Below are 21309 nucleotides of genomic sequence, written 5' to 3' on the forward strand. Positions count from 1 at the left end.
ACTTTCCGCAAGGAAAGTGCAGCGTCGAAAGCATAAACTTGGCACTTTCCGTGGGGGAAAGTGCAGCGTCGAAAGCATAAACTTGGCACTTTCCGCAAGGAAAGTGCAGCGTCGAAAGCATAAACTTGGCACTTTCCGTGGGGGAAAGTGCAGCGTCGAAAGCATAAACTTGGCACTTTCCGTGGAGGAAAGTGCAGCGTCGAAAGCATAAACTTGGCACTTTCCGTGGGGGAAAGTGCAGCGTCGAAAGCATAAACTTTGGCACTTCCCGCAATAGAAGGGCAGCGTCATAAGTAAACAACAAGTTTCGCCTCGTGCGAAACGGAGTTGATTGGCGGCATGCACAATGGCAAAGAAGCGACCGTTGCCGGCTGCTCTTACTACCGTATGCAGGGCGGCTCGGCCAACATGACGCGTATTTTACAGGACATTCCAATTTATGGTGGGAGATGATGAAATGAACCGGCTTTTTAGTAGACGCATCACCTCAGAATATGCAGTAATGAGTCTAATTTTGCTCACCGGGGCGGTGTTGCTCCTATTTGCCATGGGAGAGACGAAGCAAAACGATGAGCCGGATTGGGTCAATATCGAGGAAGAAGTAGAGTCCACGTTGACCATGCTGGCAGCAGCTGATTCGGAATCCGGTGCGGATCATGCGGCATCTAGCCAAATAGACACGCAAGAAGCCAAGGGTACAACCGTCTCGGCAGATACGGCGGGACAGGACGCTGCCACCACCGTTTCGGCTGTTGCTCCCGAGCCAACGACAGCCGCTTCCGCTAATCCTGCTACCGTCACGGAGGCTGCGGATCAACGGATTGATATCAATCGCGCGACTGCCGAAGAACTTGACACGCTGCCGGGCATCGGCGCGGCCAAGGCGCAAGCGATTGTGGAGGACCGGACGAGCAACGGTGCCTATCGGAAGGTGGAGGATCTGCTGCGCGTCAAAGGCATCGGCGATAAAATGCTTGAGAAAATAAAGCCGCTCATTGTCGCATTGCCGTAATTGTGCGACAATAAGTAGATTAGAATGGACCAGGACGCAGAATAACTCGACTAACAAGCAGACGAGAAGATTTGTGAAGGTTAGCAGAAGGAGAACGACAGATGGTTACGATCGCCCACGAACAGGTTCGCAAAGATTGGGACACTTACTTTATGGATATCGCTTATATGGTTTCAACCCGGTCACGCTGTCCGAGAAGACATGTCGGTTCTGTGCTAGTCCAGGGCAAGAAGCTGCTGGGTACAGCCTATAACGGGGCTCCTATGGGTGTCTCTGATTGCTCGGAAGCAGGCTGCATGATAGTCGAGGAGTTCGAGCTGAAGATAGTGGATGACGTGGAGCAGGTCACGAAGAAGCAGCGCTGCATTCGGACGATCCATGCGGAGCAGAATCTGCTGCTCTTCACCGACCGGATCGATCGTGAAGGATCGACGGTCTATGTCACGGATCAGCCATGTTGGACTTGCGCGAACATGCTGGCTAATAGCGGCGTGCGGGAGATTGTGTTCCACCGCTCCTACCCGAAGGATAGCGAGAAGGTCATCACATTGATGGCGCAGAAAGGCATCACCTTCCGTCAACTGGATGGTTATTCGCCTCCGGAACAAGCAGGCGTCAGCGTTATTTCTTAAATGAGATTAGAATCGATTCGAAGCGAGGAAGAACCTCCGGACAATCCGCCTGAGACGGCGATGTTCGGAGGTTTTTTTGTTTGCGGGAAAGGAGGGAGTCCGATGTTGAATCGGCCGATCGTCATCGTCACCCTATGTTGGATTCTCGGCAGCGCCGCCGCCGCTTATCTGACGCAGGCAGGACGGATTGCTGCAGGCGTATCGCTTGTTCTGCTCCTTCTGGTGCTCGTCTTGCGGGAGCGGAGAGGGCGTTGGACAGCGGCGATTTGCCTGGCAGCATTCTGCCTGGCCATGGGGCAGCGCGCCTGGACCGATATGCAGAACGCGACAAGACTTACGGATTTGCTGACGGAATCAGAGCGAGATTCGGCTTATGAAGCTCCTTTTTCAAGCGCGGCAGGAACGATTGTTTCGCCTGTTGAGGTCGATGGTGACCGTGCTCAGTTCAAGATTGCCGTGGAATCGATAACGATAGACGGACAAGATGAGACAAGCCAGCTTTCGGGCGAGCGGATGCTCGTACAATTGAAGCTCACGGAACAGCCGCAGCAGGAGGTTGCGGCACATTGGGAGCGAGGCAATCGGGTGCAGATCCGAGAGGGAGTGTTGGAGCGTCCCAGTACGGCTACCAATTTCGACGGTTTCGATTATCGCGCTTATCTCGTCAATCAGCGGATCCATTGGCTGCTAGCGGCGACGGATACTTCTTCTGTTCACGTAAGCGATACTCAGGGATACGATACAGTAAGGCTGCTAGGGATGATCGATCGATGGCGGGAAGAGCTGGGTGACCGCGTCGATATGCTGTATCCCGAAGATCAATCCGGCTATATGAAAGGGCTCGTTCTTGGTATTACGGATGATCTGGATCCCGACCGGTACAGGCAGTTCTCTCAACTCGGACTCACGCATATTCTGGCGATTTCCGGGCTCCATGTAGCCGTATTCCTGTTTATTGTCGGTCTTCTGCTGAAGCTGCTTCGTCTGCCTAGGGAGAAGATTACGGTGCTGCTCATTGCCGCAGTCCCCTTCTACGTGCTTATCTCCGGCGGGTCGCCGTCTGTTATTCGCGCAGGGCTGATGGCAATGCTCGGGTTAGCTGCGGCAAGGCTTGGCCGTCTGAAGGACGGGCTTCATCTGCTTGCCGCCGCTGCTTTGCTGATGCTTATGTGGAATCCCTATATGCTGCACGACGTCGGATTTCAGCTTTCGTTTCTCGTAACAGCGGGTCTGATTCTTGGCGTGCCGCCTGCGCGCAAGCTGCTCCCTCAGAGCAAGCGTCTGCAATGGCTCTATGATTCCATTACCGTTACGGTCGTCGCGCAGCTGGCGTCCTTCCCGTTGACGATCTTTTACTTCAACCAATTTAATCTCTTATCGCTGCCGGCCAATCTTGTCCTGGTCTCGTTTATCAGCTTTATCGTTATGCCTCTTGGCGGGGCTTCGCTCGTGCTTCATACATGCTGGGCTCCTGCCGGGAAACTGGTTGCCCAAGCGGCCATTCTCATGAATGAAGGGACATTCAAATTGATCGACGGCCTAAGCACCATACCGTTCGGCCGTACAATTTGGGCAACGCCGCCAGTTGGCTGGATTGTCCTGTACTATGCCGGTATTCTTCTGTTTCTAGTGGTGGCCGGACGGAGAGCGGAGCGTCGGCGTGCCGACAAGGTTACCGTCGATTCGCAAGAGGAAATTACGATCCCGCTCGATGGGCGGCAGGCCGCTCCCTCAAATGACAGCCGGACGGAAGGCTCTCGATCGCGCGGCTCGCTGGCTGCTGGCGGACTATCTCTGGTTGGTGTCTTGAGCTTGCTAGTCTGGGCGTATCACCCAGATGCGCTGGACCGCAACGGGAAGGTGAGTTTTCTGGATGTCGGGCAAGGCGACTCCGTCTTGATCCGATCGCCGGAGGGGCGCCATATCCTTGTTGACGGCGGCGGTTCCGTCAGCTTCCGGAAGGTGGACGAATCATGGCGCAATCGTCGCGATCCATATGAGGTCGGGCTGAAGACCGTCGTGCCGTTGTTGCTGAAGCGAGGCGTTCAGGAGATCGACATGCTGGTTCTGTCCCATTTGGACACCGATCATATTAAAGGACTGCAAGCGGTTGTCAAAGGGATCCCCGTGAAGCAGGTGCTATGGAACGGAACGTTGAAAGACTCGGATGATGCGATTGCCTTAATGAGCCTGCTTGTCGAGCGGAACATCCCGATGTATGAAGCTCGGATGGGGGCGTCATGGCAGATTGATTCGCGCACCCGGATGACGGTGCTGTCGAGTACCGCTGATAAGTCGTCGGGCGACGAGCACGCACATGAACATGAACCCGAGTCTGAGTCTGTGCCTCTGGTCGATGATCAGAATGGGGAAAGCGTCGCTTTCCTGCTGACGATGAACAAGCGCTCGTTCTTGTTCGCCGGCGATGCGGATGCCAAGGAGGAAGAACGGATTATCGGGCAGCTCCAATCCACTACGGAAGGCGCAGCTGCTCTTACTGGCGCAGCAGCGGGGATGAATGGCGGAGGAACGAGCATAGGCGTCGATGTGATGAAAGTTAGCCATCACGGGTCCAAAACCTCTTCAACCGAAGGCTGGCTTCATTATTGGAAACCGCGGATAGCGGTGATTTCCGTAGGGCGCAACAATACATACGGGCATCCGAATGCAGGTGTTCTGGATCGTCTTGATCAGGCGGAGGCTCATGTGCTGCGGACAGATGACGACGGTGAAGTGCAGCTAAATGCGGATGCGGAGGGAATACTGACGTACAGGGCCAAACTTGAAGCTTCCAATCTGCAGAATTGACATGGCTTCGACCGGAATGGTACGATTTTCCTATCTGTGTGAAAACTTAAGCAAAGGTTGCCAAGGCCGATCTGCATGAACCTGGCTGCCGAACATAATGAGCTTACATACTTACCGTGGGAGAGGATGGAAGGTATGGACAAAATCGTAGTCGTCAATCCTGTTAAAGATCATCATCTGGATCAGATTAGAGCTGCCGCGCCTGCATTTGAGCTAGTCGCGAGCGATGTTCGTTTCTCGGAGCAAGAGCTGCTGCACCATTTGGAAGACGCTACGGTTGTAGTAGGCTGGAATGCGGTAACCGCAAGCTTCCTGCGCCAGCCGAATGCCCGCGTACGATGGATTCAGCATTGGGGAGCAGGCGTGGAGCATTTGCCTCTAGCGGATATTCAGGCGCGGGATATCGTGTTAACCAATGCGACCGGCGTGCACGCGGCGCCGATCTCGGAGACGATATTCGCCATGCTGCTTGCGTTCACCCGTCAGCTGCATACCGCGATTCGCAGCCAGCAGGAGCGCAGTTGGGGCAAATACGGCGAGCTTGGCGAGCTGCATGGCCGTACGCTCGGCATTATCGGAGTCGGTGCGATCGGCGAAGAGACGGCAAGGATCGCCAAGGCGTTCGATATGCGCGTCCTCGGCGTTCGCAGATCTGGCCTGGCAACGCCGAATGTGGACCGGATGTACGATATGCCGCAGCTTCACGAGCTGCTGAGCGAGAGCGATTTTGTCGTCAATTGCTTGCCGCATACGGCGGAAACCAAGCACATAATGGACAAGGCGGCCTTCGACGCCATGAAAGATGCGTCCTACTACATTAATATTGGCCGCGGCGCAACAACCGATACCGCAGCGCTCCTGCAGGCTTTAACGGACGGCAAACTAGCCGGAGCGGGCCTCGACGTGTTCGAGGAGGAGCCCCTGCCGGCGGATCATCCGCTATGGCAGATGGAGAACGTCATCGTGACGCCGCATAATGCGGGCAGTACATATCGCTACACCGATCGGCTGATCGATATATTCACGGCCAACCTGGAGCAGTATGCGGCAGGTATTACGCCATCGATCAACCGGGTTGAACTGAAGCTTGGTTATTGACCTAACCTAAGTCCGATGCGCTGACGCGGCTCAAAGATTCGTCTCCGCTACCGTTCATACGCAGCGGCGGACCTAATCTATACGGTTATTTCTTTTTTTGTTATTCTAAAGGTTGGGAAAACGGTCTTTACCTCACCGTCTAGCCCAACCTTAAATTTTTTCAAAGATTTTTTATTTGAACCTGCAACATAACGGCGTGCCTTCGCGTCTGTAAGGTTGCAAGAGAGGGGGATCCTTCGTGGTAGAGCCCGGCCTCATAAAAGCTGCACAAGCAGGCGACAGCGATGCTCTTATTTCTCTATTGCGAGAGATTGAAAACCATGTTTACCGGACAGCCTACTATATACTAAACAACGAGCAGGATGCGATGGATGCCGCGCAAGAAGCGCTCATCCGTATATATACAAAGATCGGTTCGTATGAAGAGAAGGCCCAATTCAAAACATGGGTGCAGCGGATCGTAACGAATATTTGTATCGATAAATTCCGCCGCAGCAAGCCGACCATATCGATTGACGAGCATGAGATGGTATTCCGCGATACGCATAGTGTTGAAGAGGAAGTGCTGGCAACCTACGCCAGCGAAGATATCCGCAAAGCCATTGACAAGCTTCCAGAGCACCATCGAGCAGTCGTCGTGCTGCGGTATCTGCAGGATTTCTCTTACAACGAGATCGCCGATTCGCTTGACCTGCCGTTAAACACGGTCAAATCCTATTTATTCCGGGCAAGACAACAGCTGCAAACTTACTTACATGATTATCAGAAAGGTGGTGTCCGAGGATGATGTGTCAAGAGGTGATGGATGATATGCAAAGACAGCTTGACGGCGATCTTGATGATCAAGAAAGCGAAGCCTTGATGACTCATTTGCGGCATTGCCCAGAATGTGCAGAGATGTTTGACCGGCTGCAGCTGCTTTCAAGCGGGCTGGAAAATTTGCCGAAGGTCACACCGCCGTACAGCCTGGTTGACGCGATTCTGCCACGGCTTGCCGAACTGACTCCGGAAACGAACACCGACATGGACAATACCGCTGCAGCACCGTTGCTGCCGCTTGCCGATACAGACAAGGCGCCGATCGAACGACGCGTGCAACGCCCAAGACGATGGTTCGACCGCTTCTCCATGCGGGCGCTCGGCGGCGTCGTGGCCGCTGGACTCGTAGCCGGGTTGTTCCTCGTCACGTACAATGCGGGCAATACCGGAGACGGGCTGAGCACGGCGCAAGAATCGGCGTCCTCGTCGACCGATGACGCCGCTGCAGATACTGGAGCGGCCACGTTCAAAAGCAACCTGGTAACGGAAAGCGCGACGTCGGAGCCGATGGCCAAAGAGCTTGCTTCAGATGAGGAAGTGAGCACATCCTCGGCAGATAACGACAAGCCGGCCACAGATGAACCGAAGGAGCCGGAAGATATCTACCGCAATGCAGAGCAACCGAGCACATCCCAAGCTGAACGGTCGGATGGCAGCAATAGCGGCGGCCAGGCACAGACGGACAGCGCGGATGAGGTAGCCGATGGCGCGGGCAATTCGCCGAACCAGAGCTTCACCGCCCAGCCGGATCCGGCCATGCAAGCCGATTCCGTCGACCCGGCGGATAAGGAAGTGAAGAGCTTCGGGGCTTCGAGTTCAGACGAGGAGCAAGTGCAAGATAATAAAGCTCAAATTAACGGCATTACGCAGATCGCCAACGATTTCGTGTCGCCCGATGGCCACTACAAGGCTTCGATCGACCCCGATGCCAATATACTGAACATCTATGTACAAGCGGATATGATGTTTGTGCTTCATACCGAACCTGCTCCAGGCGGAATCGGATCCATTGTATGGTCAGAAGACAGCAAATCGTTGACCTATGAGGCCATTGCCGAAGATGGAACAAGCACCTCGTACCGGATCGATGTAGAGGCAGGTACGATTACTCCGCTGCAAAATACGCCATAATATGACGGGAAAGATGCACACTTAGTGGGATACCTGCGTATACTGTATTATCGATACAACGTGAGAAGGCGCAGCCTTTACGTCGTATGACCATTCGCAGCACAGTACCATGGGCTGCCTGCTGTTGAATGTTTATATAGATGTTTAGGGACAGAGGGATGAAGCGATCAGCTTCATCCCTCTGTTTGTTTTCATCCGCGGGCGGCGTAGTTGTCAGAAGCGCTGGTGCCAAGCCTGTGCGGGACATGGTATGATAGGACAAGTGAATTCGCTGCTAAGGGGGAGACGGGAATCGAACTAAGGGATGCAATGAAAGAATGGAAATCCGGGACATTCCGGCCGGTATATGTCTTGTATGGTCAAGATCGTTACCGGATGCGCCAATTCGTCGCAGGACTGACGGAGAAGCTGCTGCCGGAGGAAGAACGTGAGCTGGGGCTCGTGAAATTCGATATGTCGGAGACGCCGGTCGAGGAAGCCGTTGCAGAGGCCGATACGCTGCCATTCTTCGCTTCGCGTAAGCTGGTCATCATTCGGGACCAATCGGTGCTTACCGCGGCCGCAAGCGCCAAGGAAGGCGGCAAGATCGATCATCAGACGGCAAGCCTGATTGAGTATATCAACAACCCTTGCGACACATCCGTGATTGTCTTCCAAGTTATGGCGGAGAAGATGGATGAGCGGCGCAAGGTCGTGAAGCTGCTGAAGGAGAAAGGCGCCTGTATCGCGTTCGCGGAGTTGAACGAGCATGAACTGCTGCAGTGGACGATGAAGCGGGCGGAGGAACAGAAGCGGACGATGCGCCGGGAGGCGGCAGAGCTATTGCTTGCCCGGACCGGCAAAAACATGCAGCAGCTGGCGCAGGAAGTGGACAAGCTGTGTCTGCATGCAGGCGAAGGCGGTGCCATTGACGAATTAACCGTCGAGAAGCTGATTGCGACGACGGTGGAAGAGGACGTCTTTGCGCTGATCGATGCCATGGCTTCCCTTCAGGTTGACCGCGCGCTCAAGCTGTATGCCGACTTACTGTTGCGCCGTGAGGAGCCGATCAAGATCGCTGCCCTCATCGCCAGTCAGCTGCGCATTATGCTGCAGGTGAAGGAGCTTGAACAGCAGAGCTACTCGCCGCAGCAGATGGCCGGCCAAATCGGCATACATCCGTTCCGGGTCAAGCTGGCTTCTGAGAAGGCCCGCAAGTTCAAGGTAGCTACGTTAGGCAAGCATCTGAATGCCATTGCCGATCTCGACTACCGAATGAAGACCGGTCAAGTGGATAAGACGCTTGGACTGGAGTTGTTCCTGTTATCGCTTGCGGCTTCTTAAGTAGGCTGCGCCGCAAGCGCATACTCCGGATCGCAACCGGCCTCACAACAAAAAAGTCCTGCCATTCTCGCAAGGAGAGGGCAGGACTTTAATTCATTTATTAAGCTTGCGCTACCAGAGCGTTCAGCTTTTTAGCAAGACGAGACTTTTTGCGGGCAGCCGCATTTTTATGGATCAGGCCTTTAGTCACTGCTTTGTCCAGCTTTTTCGTAGCAGTGATCAGAGCTGCTTTAGCAGCATCTACATCAGTAGCTACAACAGCTTGGTCAGCAGCTTTAACAGCCGTGCGGAGCGCGGATTTCTGCGAAGCGTTCAAAGCGCGGCGTTTCTCGATCGTTTTGACGCGTTTCACAGCGGACTTAATGTTTGGCATTGCATTCACCTCCCGTAAAAGGAACAACCTTTGTAACAACATAACTTTAGATATTCTATCATGCACATGTCCAAATTGCAAGAGCCCAACAACGGCTTGCCGAAAGCCATCACAAGGAAGGAACGCGGGCGATTCGAATAAGATTAGGGAACATGGTCCACCCTAACCACAAACGGATATGGAAGGGGCACCTAGCGGATATGGAAGAGCTTGACCTGCAGGAGTACTCGGTTAGCATCGACTTGGCGCTTGAGGCCAAAGAATGGGCGGAATCCGGCGGCGCCGGCCCTATCCCAGGACTGGTCTCCGAATTCACCGATAACGATGGCATTAAGATTACCCGTCTGGAAGTTCAGAACGACCAAGGCTCCCGGGCGATCGGCAAAATGCCGGGACATTATATCACCTTCGAAGTCCCGGAGCTTCGCAAACAGGATACAGGACTGCAGGATCGCGTAGCTACGGCGCTTGCGCAGGAATTCTCATCGTTCCTGGAGCGGATCGGCGTAGGGAAGAATTCAAACGTGCTCATCGTGGGCCTAGGCAACTGGAATGTAACGCCGGACGCCTTGGGACCGCTCGTCGTGGAGAACGTTATGGTAACCCGCCATTACTACGAGCTGATGCCGGATCAGGTTGCGCCAGGCTACCGTAACGTGAGTGCCGTAGCGCCAGGCGTGCTCGGCATTACGGGCATCGAGTCGAGCGAGATCGTCCAAGGTATCGTTGAACGGACGAAGCCGGATGTCATTATCGCGATTGATGCGCTGGCCTCCAGAGCGCTGGAACGGGTCAATACGACGATCCAGATCGCGGATACGGGCATACATCCCGGATCCGGTATCGGGAACAAGCGCCGCGGCTTAACGAAGGAGATTCTCGGCGTGCCGGTTATTGCGATCGGCGTTCCGACGGTCGTTTATGCATCCACGATCGTGAACAACAGCATCGATCTGGTTCGCGAACATTTGCAGCAGCATACCTCCAAGACGGACTTCGGCTTACTCGATTCGATAAGCGAGCAGGAACGCCTTCAGCTTGTAAGGGAAGCTCTTGGGCCGCTCGGCCAAGATCTGCTGGTAACGCCGAAGGAAATCGACCAGTTTATCGAAGACATTGCGAACATCATCGCAAGCGGACTCAATGCCGGGCTGCACGAAGCGGTCGACTCCTCGAACGTCGCTGCGTATACGCATTGATAAGCCAAGAAAATACCTATAACGGGGCCGCTTACAGAGGGTGTCAGAATAGCGCTCCGCACACTCGTGCGGGGCGCTTTTGTGCATAGTCATGAATGAAGCGATTACATGTGGCGCAGCTATTTACATCCTTGATTCTTCTGTGCTATAAACCAAGAATCAAGCGTCATATATCGCACTATTTCTACATAATCCGCCATACGAAGGTCCTATCTTCCTAAGTCTAACGCGGTATGTAAGATCGGTGATTTGGGAGGGAAGCCTCATGAAGAGGGAGAGACGAAGCAAGTCTATAAGTTGGCTGAATCCGCTGTTTGCGCCTGGGGTAGCCGTCATGAAGCGGCTGACCTACCTGATGAAGTTTCTCTTGATCGGCATACTGCTGCTTGTCCCGCTTATCGCGGTGTCGGCTCTTTATGTGACGAATAACGGTGAGGATCGGAAGATACATCAGCAGGAGTTGGAGGGCATGGAGTACCTCGGCAAGATCGAGCCTCTGTTAACGCTTTTCGTCGAACATCGTTCATGGTTCACGGCCGATACAAGGGACGCGGAGCAGACGAAGGCGATCGAAGCCGTCCAGCAGCAGATCGCATCCGCTGTAGCGGCGGTAGATGCCTATACGGCACAATCCGGAGTCGAGATCGGCACGGACTCCGATTGGAAACGGGTCAAGCAGGGCTGGGAAGAGATCCAATCTAGCACGGCTGAGCTTTCAGCGACGGAGAGCTTAAGCTGGCATCAATCCCTAATCGAAGATACGGTTGCCATGATGACCACTGTGCGGAATAAGAAACATCTCGTGCTCGATAGCGATCTATCGAATTATTATTTGAAAAATAATGCAACCAAGCTGCTCCCTCAACTGCTCGTTCAACAAGGCGAGCTGCAGGCTTATGCGAAGTATTTGCTGTATAAAGGCGATCTGGACGATTCCGACCGCAAGTCGCTCTCGGCGCTGCTAAGCGCTATCGAGATCACTTCGCAGCAAATCGCACAAGAGACCGCCGCAGCCATAACGGAGAGGGCCGAGCTGAAGGAAGCTCTGACTACGCCGCTTAATGCGAGCACGGGAGCGACTGGCGCGATGGTGGCGTCCGTTACTTCCAGTATGGTGAATACGTTCAGCGTGACGCTGGGGGCGGAAGACCTCGATGGCTTGTTAACGAGCGCGATCGACGCCAACAAGCAATTGCTGGCCGGCGAACGGGACGCTTACACGGGAATACTCCATGAAGCCATTGACGATGCAGATCGGGAGCTGCTGCTGCTTCTTGTTGTCATGATCATGATCGTATTGATCGCGCTATACTTTTTCGTAACGTTTTATATTTCCGTTCGACGCCATGTGATCGAGCTCCGTAACGTATCCGAACGGCTCGCGGCAGGCGATCTGACCGTGCGGGCTAGCCTGGCTACGAAGGATGAGATGAAGGATATTGGCGTAGCCTTTAACGATATGGCGCAAGCCTTCCAACGCATGATTGCCGCGAGCAAACAAATGTCGGTCAAAGTTGTTGAAGCCTCTGAACAGCTGGCTGCCGCTTCGGCCGAATCTGCATCAGGCAGCGAGCGCGTTGCCAGCGTGCTGCAGGATATAGCAGGCGGCGCCGTCGAACAGAACGAGGCAGCGATGACGACATCCCGCGCTATGGAAGAGATGGCGCATGGAATCGACCAGGTTGCCGCCGCGTCGATGGCGGCTTCCGAATCGGCCGCCGATGCGGAAGGTGAGGCTGGGGGCGGCATGCAGACGGTGCGGGCAGCGGTGGCGCAGATGGGGGCGATCGGACAATCGGTCGGAGAGTCGGCAACCGTCATCGGGCAGCTAGCCGAGCAAGGCAAGCAGATCGATGCTATCGTCAAATTCATATCGGAGATCGCTTCGCAGACCTCGTTGCTTGCGCTGAATGCTTCCATCGAAGCTGCGAGAGCAGGAGAGCATGGAGCAGGGTTTATGGTGGTCGCATCCGAGGTGAAGCATCTGGCAGAGCAGACGAAGCAGTCGACCGGTCAGATCATCGGGGTCGTCCGTTCTATTCACGGGCTTAGCGAACAAGCGCTTCGCGCGATTGATCAAGGCGTAGCCGAGACGGGTAAAGGCCGAACCATGATGGAACAGACGGAATCCGCCTTCCATCGTATTCTGGAGACCGTCCGCCACGCGGCCAACCAGATGCAGGATGTATCGGCTGCGTCGCAGCAAATGTCGGCCAGCACGCAGCAGGTCGCGTCGGCTACCGGTCAGATGGTTAATGTGGCCGCATCGGCCAAGTCTCACACGCAAGAAGCTTCCGCTTTCTCGGAGGAGCAGCTTGCGATCATGGAAGAAATCTCCGCGTCCTCGGAATCGCTGCGGATGTCCGCACTTGAGCTGGAGCGCATGATCGACAGATTCAAGGTCTAATTCAATAGGTTTATTCATGAGATCGACGTGCCGTTACGGTGCGTCTTTTTCTATTTGCGGACCAGTATTGCTCCCTCCTGTTCTCTATTCTCTCAATTCAATCTATGAAAGGTTCTATTAATCGAAGATGTCCCATAGGTTAGTAGTGGCCAACAACTTGGAGGGGGCGCATGCAATGAGGAAGCAAACGATTATGACGTGGAATCTAGGAAAAGGAAGCCGGCAGCTGAAGTCGCTGCTCGTAACCGGACGGATGTTTATGCTGCTGTCACTCGGTTCGATGGTCATGGTGTTGGTTATCGGGGTAGGAGCTATCATTCAACAGAAGTCGTCGTCTTCGCCTGTCTCTTCCATGAAGGGGTTCGCAGCCTCCGTCTCGGAAGGGACATTTAACGATATACTCGCGATGGAAATGCCGGGGGCTGATGATGGCAGCACGTCTTCCTCGATCTCGACGAAACAGATGAGCGCTTTTCTGGTCCAAGTGCTGACCGATATTAACCCGAATGATCCGAAAAGCTTGCTCGCCCGGGAATATCCGGGCATGAACGCCGAAAGCGCCGTGCTTATACGTCCAGGAGAGACGGCCGGGACGACGGTTGAGCCGGAAGACAACGCGCCGATTCATGACGGCAGCGACGATCCGGTAAGCGACCCGGCGGTCGAGGGCAACAATCCTGGCGGCGACGGATCGGGCCGGCCAAGCCCGGACGCCGATGAGGATTTCAGTACGGACGGCGGCAGCGCGGCAGGCGGCGCCGGCGGGCAGACGAATACGCCGGAGACGCAGCCGGACAAGACGCCGGCGAAGCCGACGACCGGCAGCAAAAAAGTCGTGTTCATTTATCACTCGCATGCTCGCGAATCATGGAATCCGGTGCTTGGCAAGACGGTCGAGGATCCGCAGTCCACGACGAAGAATATCTCCCTGCTCGGCAAGCGGTTGGCTCAGAAGCTGGAGGAGCAAGGTATCGGGGCAATCGCTTCGGCGACGGATTACCCGACGGCGATCAAGGATTACCGCTGGGTGCTCTCCTACAAATATTCGAAGAAGACGGTAACCGAGGCGATGGCCGCTCATAGGGAACTGCAGTATTTCTTCGATATCCACCGCGATTCGCAGAAGAAAGATCTGACGACGGCCACGATTAACGGCAAGACTTATGCGCAAGTCTTTTTCATCATCGGTCACGGCAACCCGAACTGGAAGAAGAACGAGGCGTTCGCCTCCGAGATTCATACCGCGCTGGAGAAGGCCTATCCGGGTATTTCGCGCGGGGTTTGGGGCAAAACTTCTGCTAACGGCAATGGCGAATACAACCAGTCTGTCTCGCCGGACAGCGTACTGATCGAGGTCGGCGGCGTGGATAATACGCTGGAAGAATCGAATCGGACCATCGACGCGTTGGCCAAAGTAATATCGGATATGTACTGGAAAGATGAGAAAGTAAGCACGAAAGTAGCAAGTTAACGACCATAATGGTTAAAGGAGGAAGTGCGAATGCGCCGTCAACCGCTGCAATGGGCAATGCTTGGAGGAATGATCGTCTTGGTGGTCATGTTCGGAATCGATCTGGCGACTAGCGGAGTGGAGCGAATCTACGGGCCTGTCGAGCAATCGGAGGTCAAAACCATCGGAGAACAGACACCTGTTAGCCAGACACCAACCGGCCAGGCATCTGCTACGGCAGGCGGCGCGCTTTCTCTCGAGCAAACGGCGTCGTCCGCATCGGCCGAGGTGGAACAATTCCCGCAGCAAACGGGCACGGGCAGGACAGTGGGCGAAGCGCAGCGCGATCCGGAAGGGAAGCGCCGCACGGAGGTCGTGGAGGTGCCGGCAGAGAACGAGCGGCTGCCGGGCATACCGGATCTGCACGAAGATACGACGGTCAATAAACTGGCTGACGGGACGGCCGGCGTGCTGCAGACACTGTCTAATCAAGGGATACGATTCGTCGTGTCGTTATTCGAATCCGTTACGGATTGATGGTAACCACCCAAACTGATATAATATGTAGAATGGCTAGCAATATCGTAATTTTGGGGGTTTGGCATGACGGACGTTCGTGACCGACAGAAGAAGATCCGGAACTTTTCAATCATTGCCCATATTGACCACGGCAAATCGACATTGGCGGATCGTATCTTGGAATACACGGGAGCATTGACCTCCCGCGAGATGCAAGAGCAAGTGCTCGACCAGATGGACTTGGAACGGGAACGCGGCATTACCATCAAGCTGCAGGCCGTTCGCCTGAACTACAAGGCAGACGATGGCGAGACGTATATATTGAACCTGATCGACACGCCGGGACACGTCGACTTCACATACGAGGTATCCCGGAGTATGGCCGCTTGCGAAGGCGCGCTGCTCGTTGTTGACGCGGCGCAAGGTATTGAGGCTCAGACGCTTGCGAACGTTTATCTGGCGCTCGATAACAATCTTGAAGTGCTGCCGGTTATCAACAAAATCGACCTTCCGAGCGCGGAGCCTGAACGGGTGAAGCAAGAGGTCGAGGATGTCATCGGCCTGGACGCGAGCGATGCTGTACTGGCTTCCGCCAAAGCAGGCATCGGCATCAAAGAAATTTTGGAGCAGGTAGTCTCCAAGGTACCGGCGCCGACGGGCGATCCGGACCAGCCGCTTAAGGCGCTTATCTTCGACTCGCACTACGATCCGTACAAAGGCGTTATCGTCTACGTGCGCGTCGTTGACGGCAGCATCAAAGCCGGCAAGAAAATCCGCTTCATGGCGACAGGCGCCGAGTTCGAGGTAATCGAAGTAGGCGCGTTCAAGCCTCGTATGGGGATCGTGGACGAGCTTGCCGTCGGCGACGTAGGCTTTGTCGTAGCGGGTATCAAGAACGTGAAGGATACGCGCGTCGGCGATACCGTAACCGAGGCGAAGAATCCTGCGCCAGAACCGCTGCCGGGTTATCGCAAAATCAACCCGATGGTATACTGCGGTCTCTACCCGATCGAGACGCAGGATTATAACGATCTGCGCGATGCGCTCGAGAAGCTGGAGCTTAACGATGCATCGCTCAGCTATGAGCCGGAGACTTCCACGGCGCTGGGCTTCGGCTTCCGCTGCGGATTCCTGGGTCTGCTCCATATGGAGATTATCCAAGAGCGGATTGAACGTGAATTCAATATTCCGCTCATCACAACTGCGCCGAGCGTTATCTATAAAGTAACGCTGACGAACGGCGAGACGATTTCGATCGACAACCCGTCCAACTATCCGGAAGTGGGCAAGATCGATTTTGTCGAGGAGCCTTACGTCAAAGCTGGCGTCATCGTGCCGAACGATTATGTAGGCGCGATCATGGAACTGTGCCAGAATAAACGCGGCGAGTTCGTCAACATGGAATATCTCGATACGAATCGCGTAACGTTGACTTACAATATTCCACTGTCGGAGATCGTCTACGATTTCTTCGATCAGTTGAAATCGAGCACCAAGGGCTACGCTTCCTTCGATTATGAGCTGTCCGGCTACCGTCAATCGAAGCTCGTGAAGATGGACATCATGCTCAACAACGAGCAGGTCGACGCCTTGTCCGTCATCGTGCATCGCGATCGCGCTTACCAGCGTGGACGCATAATCTGTGAGAAACTGAAGGATCTTATCCCTCGCCAGATGTTCGAAGTTCCGATTCAAGCCTCGATCGGGAATAAAGTTATTGCGCGTGAGACCGTTAAAGCGATGCGCAAGAACGTCCTGGCCAAGTGTTACGGCGGTGACATCAGCCGTAAACGGAAGCTGCTCGAGAAGCAGAAGGAAGGCAAGAAGCGGATGAAGCAAGTAGGCTCCGTCGAAGTGCCGCAGGAAGCGTTCATGGCGGTATTGAAAATTGATGAATAGAGGATGAATGGTTTGTGTTCCCTTTCGGAAGAAAGGGAATACAGCATTCATCCAGCATTCGTCCAGATGATTGGTTTGCGTTCACCATCGTAAGATGGAGAATGGAGCATTCATCTCGAAATTAACTTTTGTGAGGAAGGGTCACCGCGTGTGGCCCTTTTTCAATGAATGAAAGGGGGCAGAAGGAATGCTGCTTCACTCGCCTCGCGCGTTGTATATTCACATTCCGTTTTGTACGAACAAATGTCATTATTGCGATTTCACCTCCTATGTCCTGAAGGGACAGCCGGTGGATGAATATTTGGATGCGCTCGAGCGGGAGATGGCTCGAACCGTCGCCGTCATGCCGCCTGAGGAAATTCATACCGTATTCGTGGGCGGAGGAACGCCGACCGTGCTGACCCCGCCGCAGATGGAGCGGTTCCTGGCCTCGGTCAAGCGGCACTTCCCGCTCGTCCCCGGGGTAGAGTTCTCGATGGAAGCGAACCCGGGCACGGTAGATCCCGACAAGCTCGCCGCGATGAAAGCGGGAGGCGTCAACCGGATCAGCTTCGGCGTGCAGTCGTTCGATAACGGCTTGCTGGAGCGGATCGGCCGCATTCATAACGTGGACGACGTGTACCGGAGTATCGAGAATGCCCGTGCAGCAGGCTTCAATAACCTGTCGATCGACCTCATGTTCGGCTTGCCCGGGCAATCGGTGGAGACGTTGGCGGACAGCGTGACGCGTGCGCTTGCGCTGGAACTGACGCATTATTCGCTGTACGGTCTCAAGGTCGAGGAGAACACGCTGTTCCATAAGCTGTACGAACGCAATGAACTGCCGCTTCCTCCGGAAGAGGATGAGCTTGCCATGTACATGCATCTGATCGATCGTCTGACCAGCGCCGGGTACGGCCATTACGAAATCAGTAATTTCGCGAAGCCGGGATTCGAGAGCCGACACAACATTACGTATTGGCGCAATGAGCCTTACTACGGCCTTGGTGCCGGCGCTCACGGGTATGCTCGGGGCGTGCGCCATATCAATATTAAAGGGGTTCAGCCGTACATTGATGCCACGCAAGAACGGCTGCCGCAATTAAGCAGCGGCGAGGTGGACGAGCAGGAAGCGATGGAAGACTTTATGATGGTCGGACTTCGTATGCTTAGCGGCGTATCGAATGCGGATTTCCAGCTCCAATTCAACGGGCGGTCGCTGCAGGATGTGTTCGGCGGGACGATTGACCGGTTGGTGGCAGCCGGTCTGTTAGAGACAACGGAGGGGAATGGCGGCGGCTACAAGCTATCGGCCAAAGGCATTCCGCTCGGCAATGAAGTGTTCGGCGCTTTTCTGGAAGGCTAGGAACCGATAGCGAGGCTTTTGAATAACTTGATACAAAAAATAAAGGGCCGCCTGCAATCATCCTCATAAGATGATGCAGGCGGCTTTTTGATGGCATTACGGCATGCCTTTCGCTTCATTAAAGGCAGCGGATCCTCCCTTAGGGATGCTGAGCGACTGCCAAGCGGTAGACCGGAACGCTTTGGCTACGTACACGAGCTGGCCGACATGATACCCGTAATGCGCGATTTGGCGGTGAATCGCTTGAAGGACCGTATGGCGTTCGCCGCGGATCAACACCACTCTGGTGATGTCGTCGGGCTTGAGCGCTTCCAGTGCCGTGAAGAGAGCCGACCAACCAAGCTCCCAGCGGTGCAGCAGCTCCTCCGGCGAGGCGCCGTCGTCTTCGAATTCGGCATCGCGGTTACGGCTTGCTTTTTCGCCGTCGGTAGTCAAGAAGTCGGTCCATCTCGAGATCATGTTGCCGGACAGATGGTTAATGATAATGGCGATATTGTTGGACTCGGGCTCACTTGCCCAGTGGTAGCCGGCCTCGGGGAGTTGGCTAAGAGCGCGGTCGCCCAGTTTCTTCAAGCCGCGAAAATCGGCGATCGATAGTGATAACACATGGGAAGCGAGAGTACTTACACCGGCAGTCTTATGATCATGCATCAGCGTACACCCTTTCTGTCCTTTTCCATTATCATACAGCTGCCTGGCCGGAAGGGATAGTTAATTAATTTTATCGGACCGATAAAGAAGGGAAGGAACGAGCCGGCAAGGGGCGGGAGTGGGTTCGCCCAAAATAATTCTTGTGTACTCATACGCTCTGATGTATATTTATTCATATTGAAAAGAAGACGATGACACGAGCGGAGGCGACAGACGTGAAGCAGGCAGTGGTAACTTGCAGAAAAGCGACGACAGAAGACGTCGACATGTTATATACATTAATAGAAGGTTATGCGAAGCAAGGTATTATGCTGCCCCGCTCGCGCGCTGCGCTGGAGAGACAGATCGATACGTTCATCGTAGCGGAGGTAGACGGCGAGGTAGTGGGCTGCGGTTCCTTGTTCAAGCTCGGTTCGGATCTGCTCGAGATTCGTTCGCTTGGCATGACCGACGGCTACAGAGGACTTGGGATCGGCAACAAGATCGTCGAGGCGCTGATTGAGGAAGCCAAGGAACAAGGCATTCATAAGGTTATGGCGCTGACTTACGCGGACAATTTCTTCAAGCGGAACGGATTCGAGGTCGTGGACAAAGAGATCTTCCCGGAGAAAGTATGGACCGATTGCGTCAATTGCCCGAAGCAGCATGCCTGCGATGAGATCGCTGTATTGAAGCGTATCTGACGATGGATAGAAGCCACCTGAACCGCTCGTTCTGAAGAGAACGGCAAGGACAGGTGGTTTTTTGCGAGCAAGGACCGGAGTGAAGGAATGAATTTGCGCTTCGAATTGAAAAATAGGAACGTAAAACAGAGTTCGCGGAACTACGGAGCAAGGGCGCTACGGGATAAAATTCAACGCCTAGAAATATGAAAGCTGACTTGACAATGTTCGAGGTGGTTTGGTATTTTTGTATTAGTGATTAGCACTCGACGACACTGAGTGCTAACGAAAGGAAAGACGGAAAGTCAGGATGAGGATGACAGGAGGGATTCGGATGCTAACGGAACGTCAACGAATGATTTTGAACGCGATCATAGACGATTACATCCGCTCGGCGGAGCCAGTCGGCTCTCGCAGCATTTCGAAGCGGGGCGATGTCGGGTTTAGCGCGGCAACGATACGTAACGAGATGGCTGATTTGGAAGAGCTGGGTTTTCTTGAGCAGCCGCATACCTCTGCAGGACGCGTCCCCTCCATTAAAGGCTACCGTTATTATGTCGACCATCTGGTTAAGCTGGGAGAAGTAAGCGATCAAGATCAGCAGAAGATCCGTTCGTTCTTCACCGAGAAAATGAATCAGATGGAAGAGGTCATCCAGCATGCTGCGATGATTCTTTCAAGTTTGACCAACTATACGTCAATTGTACTCGGACCGGAGTCGTTCGCGAATTCGCTCAAGCATTTCCAACTTGTGCCGATCAGCGATGACGCAGCCGTGGCGATTATCGTCACGAATACCGGCCATGTCGAGAATCGGACCGTGTCTATTCCGCCTGATATGTCGATGTCGGATATCGAGCGTGCGGTCAACATCTTGAATACGAAGCTGACCGGCGTGCCGATCTCGCGCCTGAAGTCGAAGGTGCATACGGAAGTCGGCCAAGAGCTTGGCCGCTATGTCGACCAATGCGAACGGCTGTTGGCCGTGCTCGACGAGGCGTTCAAGACCGACGACGAGAACCGCGTCTACCTGAGCGGGACGACTAATATGCTGACGCAGCCCGAATTCAAGGATGTTGACAAGGTCAAGACGCTGCTCGATTTGTTCGAGGAGACGCCAACGCTGATGCGGATGTTCGCTTCCCAATCGCATGCGAACGGCATACAGGTCAAGATCGGCACGGAAAACTCGCATGAGGCAATCAGCAATTGCAGTTTGATTACGGCGACGTATTCGTTAGACGGCGTATCGGCCGGCACGATCGGCATTCTCGGACCGACCAGGATGGATTACGCCAAGGTGATCGGGTTGCTCGATCTGCTGTCCAAGGATATGGCTGTGCTGCTTGGCCGCTGGTACAAATGACCCTTATATTCGAAGCAGGAGGTGCGATCGTCACGTGAGCACGAATGAACAACCGGTTACTGAAGAACAGATCCAGGAAGAGACGCTAGAAACCGCTGAGCCGGTTTCCGCTGATGAAGCACAGGCTGAGCAAGGCGACCTTGCGGAAGACTCGCGCATCGCCGAGCTGACGAAGCTTGCTGAGGAGAATCAGCAGCGGTACTTACGCGCACAAGCGGATTTCGATAACTTCCGCCGCCGCACGCAGAAAGAAAAGGAAGAGCTTGCGCAGTACGCTTCGATGAAGCTGATCACGCAGCTGCTGCCGGTTGTCGACAACTTCGGCCGCGCGCTCGAAGCGGCGAAGAACGGCGGAGATACGGAATCTTTCTCCAAAGGCGTCGATATGATTTTCCGCCAGCTGGAGCAAGTGCTGGATCAAGAAGGGCTGAAGGCGATGGATACAGTCGGCCAGCCGTTCAACCCTGATTTCCATCAAGCGATTATGCAGGTGGAATCCGACGATCACGAAGAAGGCGTCGTGGTTGAGGAAGTTCAGAAGGGGTATACATTGAAGGACAAAGTGCTTCGCCCCGCAATGGTTAAAGTAAGCGGCTAACAGTCGCTGAACATACA

General features: G+C 54.4%; 18 protein-coding genes. 16 read left to right on the forward strand and 2 right to left on the reverse strand.

Annotated features, from left to right (window positions below):
- Positions 1–502 precede the first annotated feature (502 nt).
- The 7 genes from FHS18_RS04865 to holA all read left to right on the forward strand — a co-directional run bounded on the left by FHS18_RS04865 (position 503) and on the right by holA (position 8823).
- Complete coding sequence (locus tag FHS18_RS04865) at positions 503–1012, forward strand: ComEA family DNA-binding protein (RefSeq protein ID WP_183597590.1); 510 nt, start codon at positions 503–505, stop codon at positions 1010–1012.
- Positions 1013–1113: 101 nt separating this feature from the next.
- Positions 1114–1644: a deoxycytidylate deaminase gene (locus tag FHS18_RS04870; protein WP_183597592.1), complete on the forward strand. Its 531-nt coding sequence runs from the start codon at positions 1114–1116 to the stop codon at positions 1642–1644.
- 102 nt (positions 1645–1746) lie between these two features.
- Positions 1747–4452, forward strand: coding sequence for a ComEC/Rec2 family competence protein (locus FHS18_RS04875; RefSeq protein ID WP_183597593.1), 2706 nt, complete (start codon positions 1747–1749; stop codon positions 4450–4452).
- A 135-nt stretch (positions 4453–4587) separates the two neighbouring features.
- Positions 4588–5550, forward strand: coding sequence for a D-2-hydroxyacid dehydrogenase (locus tag FHS18_RS04880; RefSeq protein ID WP_183597595.1), 963 nt, complete (start codon positions 4588–4590; stop codon positions 5548–5550).
- Positions 5551–5788: 238 nt separating this feature from the next.
- The gene (locus FHS18_RS04885) at positions 5789–6337 is read left to right on the forward strand and encodes a sigma-70 family RNA polymerase sigma factor (RefSeq protein ID WP_183597597.1); all 549 of its coding nucleotides are present in this window, start codon (positions 5789–5791) and stop codon (positions 6335–6337) included.
- 14 nt (positions 6338–6351) lie between these two features.
- Positions 6352–7500, forward strand: a complete 1149-nt coding sequence (locus FHS18_RS04890; RefSeq protein WP_281378675.1) for an anti-sigma factor — start codon at positions 6352–6354, stop codon at positions 7498–7500.
- A 309-nt stretch (positions 7501–7809) separates the two neighbouring features.
- A complete protein-coding gene (gene holA / locus FHS18_RS04895; RefSeq protein WP_221401201.1) occupies positions 7810–8823 on the forward strand; it encodes a DNA polymerase III subunit delta in 1014 nt (337 codons plus the stop codon).
- 100 nt (positions 8824–8923) lie between these two features.
- Here the strand turns inward: holA and rpsT are convergent, their stop codons facing one another.
- A complete protein-coding gene (gene rpsT / locus FHS18_RS04900) occupies positions 8924–9196 on the reverse strand; it encodes a 30S ribosomal protein S20 (protein WP_183597601.1) in 273 nt (90 codons plus the stop codon).
- 200 nt (positions 9197–9396) lie between these two features.
- On the opposite strand from rpsT, the gene gpr reads away from it, so the two are divergent.
- The 6 genes from gpr to hemW all read left to right on the forward strand — a co-directional run bounded on the left by gpr (position 9397) and on the right by hemW (position 18015).
- On the forward strand, positions 9397–10395 hold the full coding sequence (gpr, locus tag FHS18_RS04905; protein ID WP_183597603.1) for a GPR endopeptidase: 999 nt from the start codon (positions 9397–9399) through the stop codon (positions 10393–10395).
- Between the two features lie 265 nt (positions 10396–10660).
- Positions 10661–12802: a methyl-accepting chemotaxis protein gene (locus FHS18_RS04910; protein WP_183597605.1), complete on the forward strand. Its 2142-nt coding sequence runs from the start codon at positions 10661–10663 to the stop codon at positions 12800–12802.
- Positions 12803–12977: 175 nt separating this feature from the next.
- A complete protein-coding gene (gene spoIIP, locus FHS18_RS04915) occupies positions 12978–14273 on the forward strand; it encodes a stage II sporulation protein P (protein ID WP_183597607.1) in 1296 nt (431 codons plus the stop codon).
- 30 nt (positions 14274–14303) lie between these two features.
- A complete protein-coding gene (locus FHS18_RS04920) occupies positions 14304–14789 on the forward strand; it encodes a hypothetical protein (protein WP_183597609.1) in 486 nt (161 codons plus the stop codon).
- 66 nt (positions 14790–14855) lie between these two features.
- The gene (lepA, locus tag FHS18_RS04925; RefSeq protein ID WP_183597611.1) at positions 14856–16670 is read left to right on the forward strand and encodes a translation elongation factor 4; all 1815 of its coding nucleotides are present in this window, start codon (positions 14856–14858) and stop codon (positions 16668–16670) included.
- A gap of 187 nt (positions 16671–16857) precedes the next feature.
- Entirely contained in the window at positions 16858–18015 is a 1158-nt protein-coding gene (hemW, locus tag FHS18_RS04930; RefSeq protein ID WP_183597613.1) for a radical SAM family heme chaperone HemW, read from the forward strand.
- Between the two features lie 96 nt (positions 18016–18111).
- Here the strand turns inward: hemW and FHS18_RS04935 are convergent, their stop codons facing one another.
- Positions 18112–18666, reverse strand: coding sequence for a DUF1572 family protein (locus FHS18_RS04935; protein ID WP_183597615.1), 555 nt, complete (start codon positions 18664–18666; stop codon positions 18112–18114).
- 191 nt (positions 18667–18857) lie between these two features.
- Between FHS18_RS04935 and FHS18_RS04940 the strand changes: the two genes are divergently transcribed.
- The 3 genes from FHS18_RS04940 (at position 18858) to grpE (ending at position 21292) form a co-directional block, all read left to right on the forward strand.
- On the forward strand, positions 18858–19349 hold the full coding sequence (locus FHS18_RS04940) for an N-acetyltransferase (protein ID WP_183597617.1): 492 nt from the start codon (positions 18858–18860) through the stop codon (positions 19347–19349).
- A 313-nt stretch (positions 19350–19662) separates the two neighbouring features.
- Entirely contained in the window at positions 19663–20694 is a 1032-nt protein-coding gene (gene hrcA / locus FHS18_RS04945; RefSeq protein WP_183597619.1) for a heat-inducible transcriptional repressor HrcA, read from the forward strand.
- Between the two features lie 34 nt (positions 20695–20728).
- Positions 20729–21292: a nucleotide exchange factor GrpE gene (grpE, locus tag FHS18_RS04950; RefSeq protein ID WP_183597621.1), complete on the forward strand. Its 564-nt coding sequence runs from the start codon at positions 20729–20731 to the stop codon at positions 21290–21292.
- The last annotated feature ends 17 nt before the right edge of the window (positions 21293–21309 follow it).

The sequence above is a fragment of the Paenibacillus phyllosphaerae genome (genome assembly GCF_014192105.1).
Classification (GTDB): domain Bacteria; phylum Bacillota; class Bacilli; order Paenibacillales; family Paenibacillaceae; genus Paenibacillus_Z; species Paenibacillus_Z phyllosphaerae.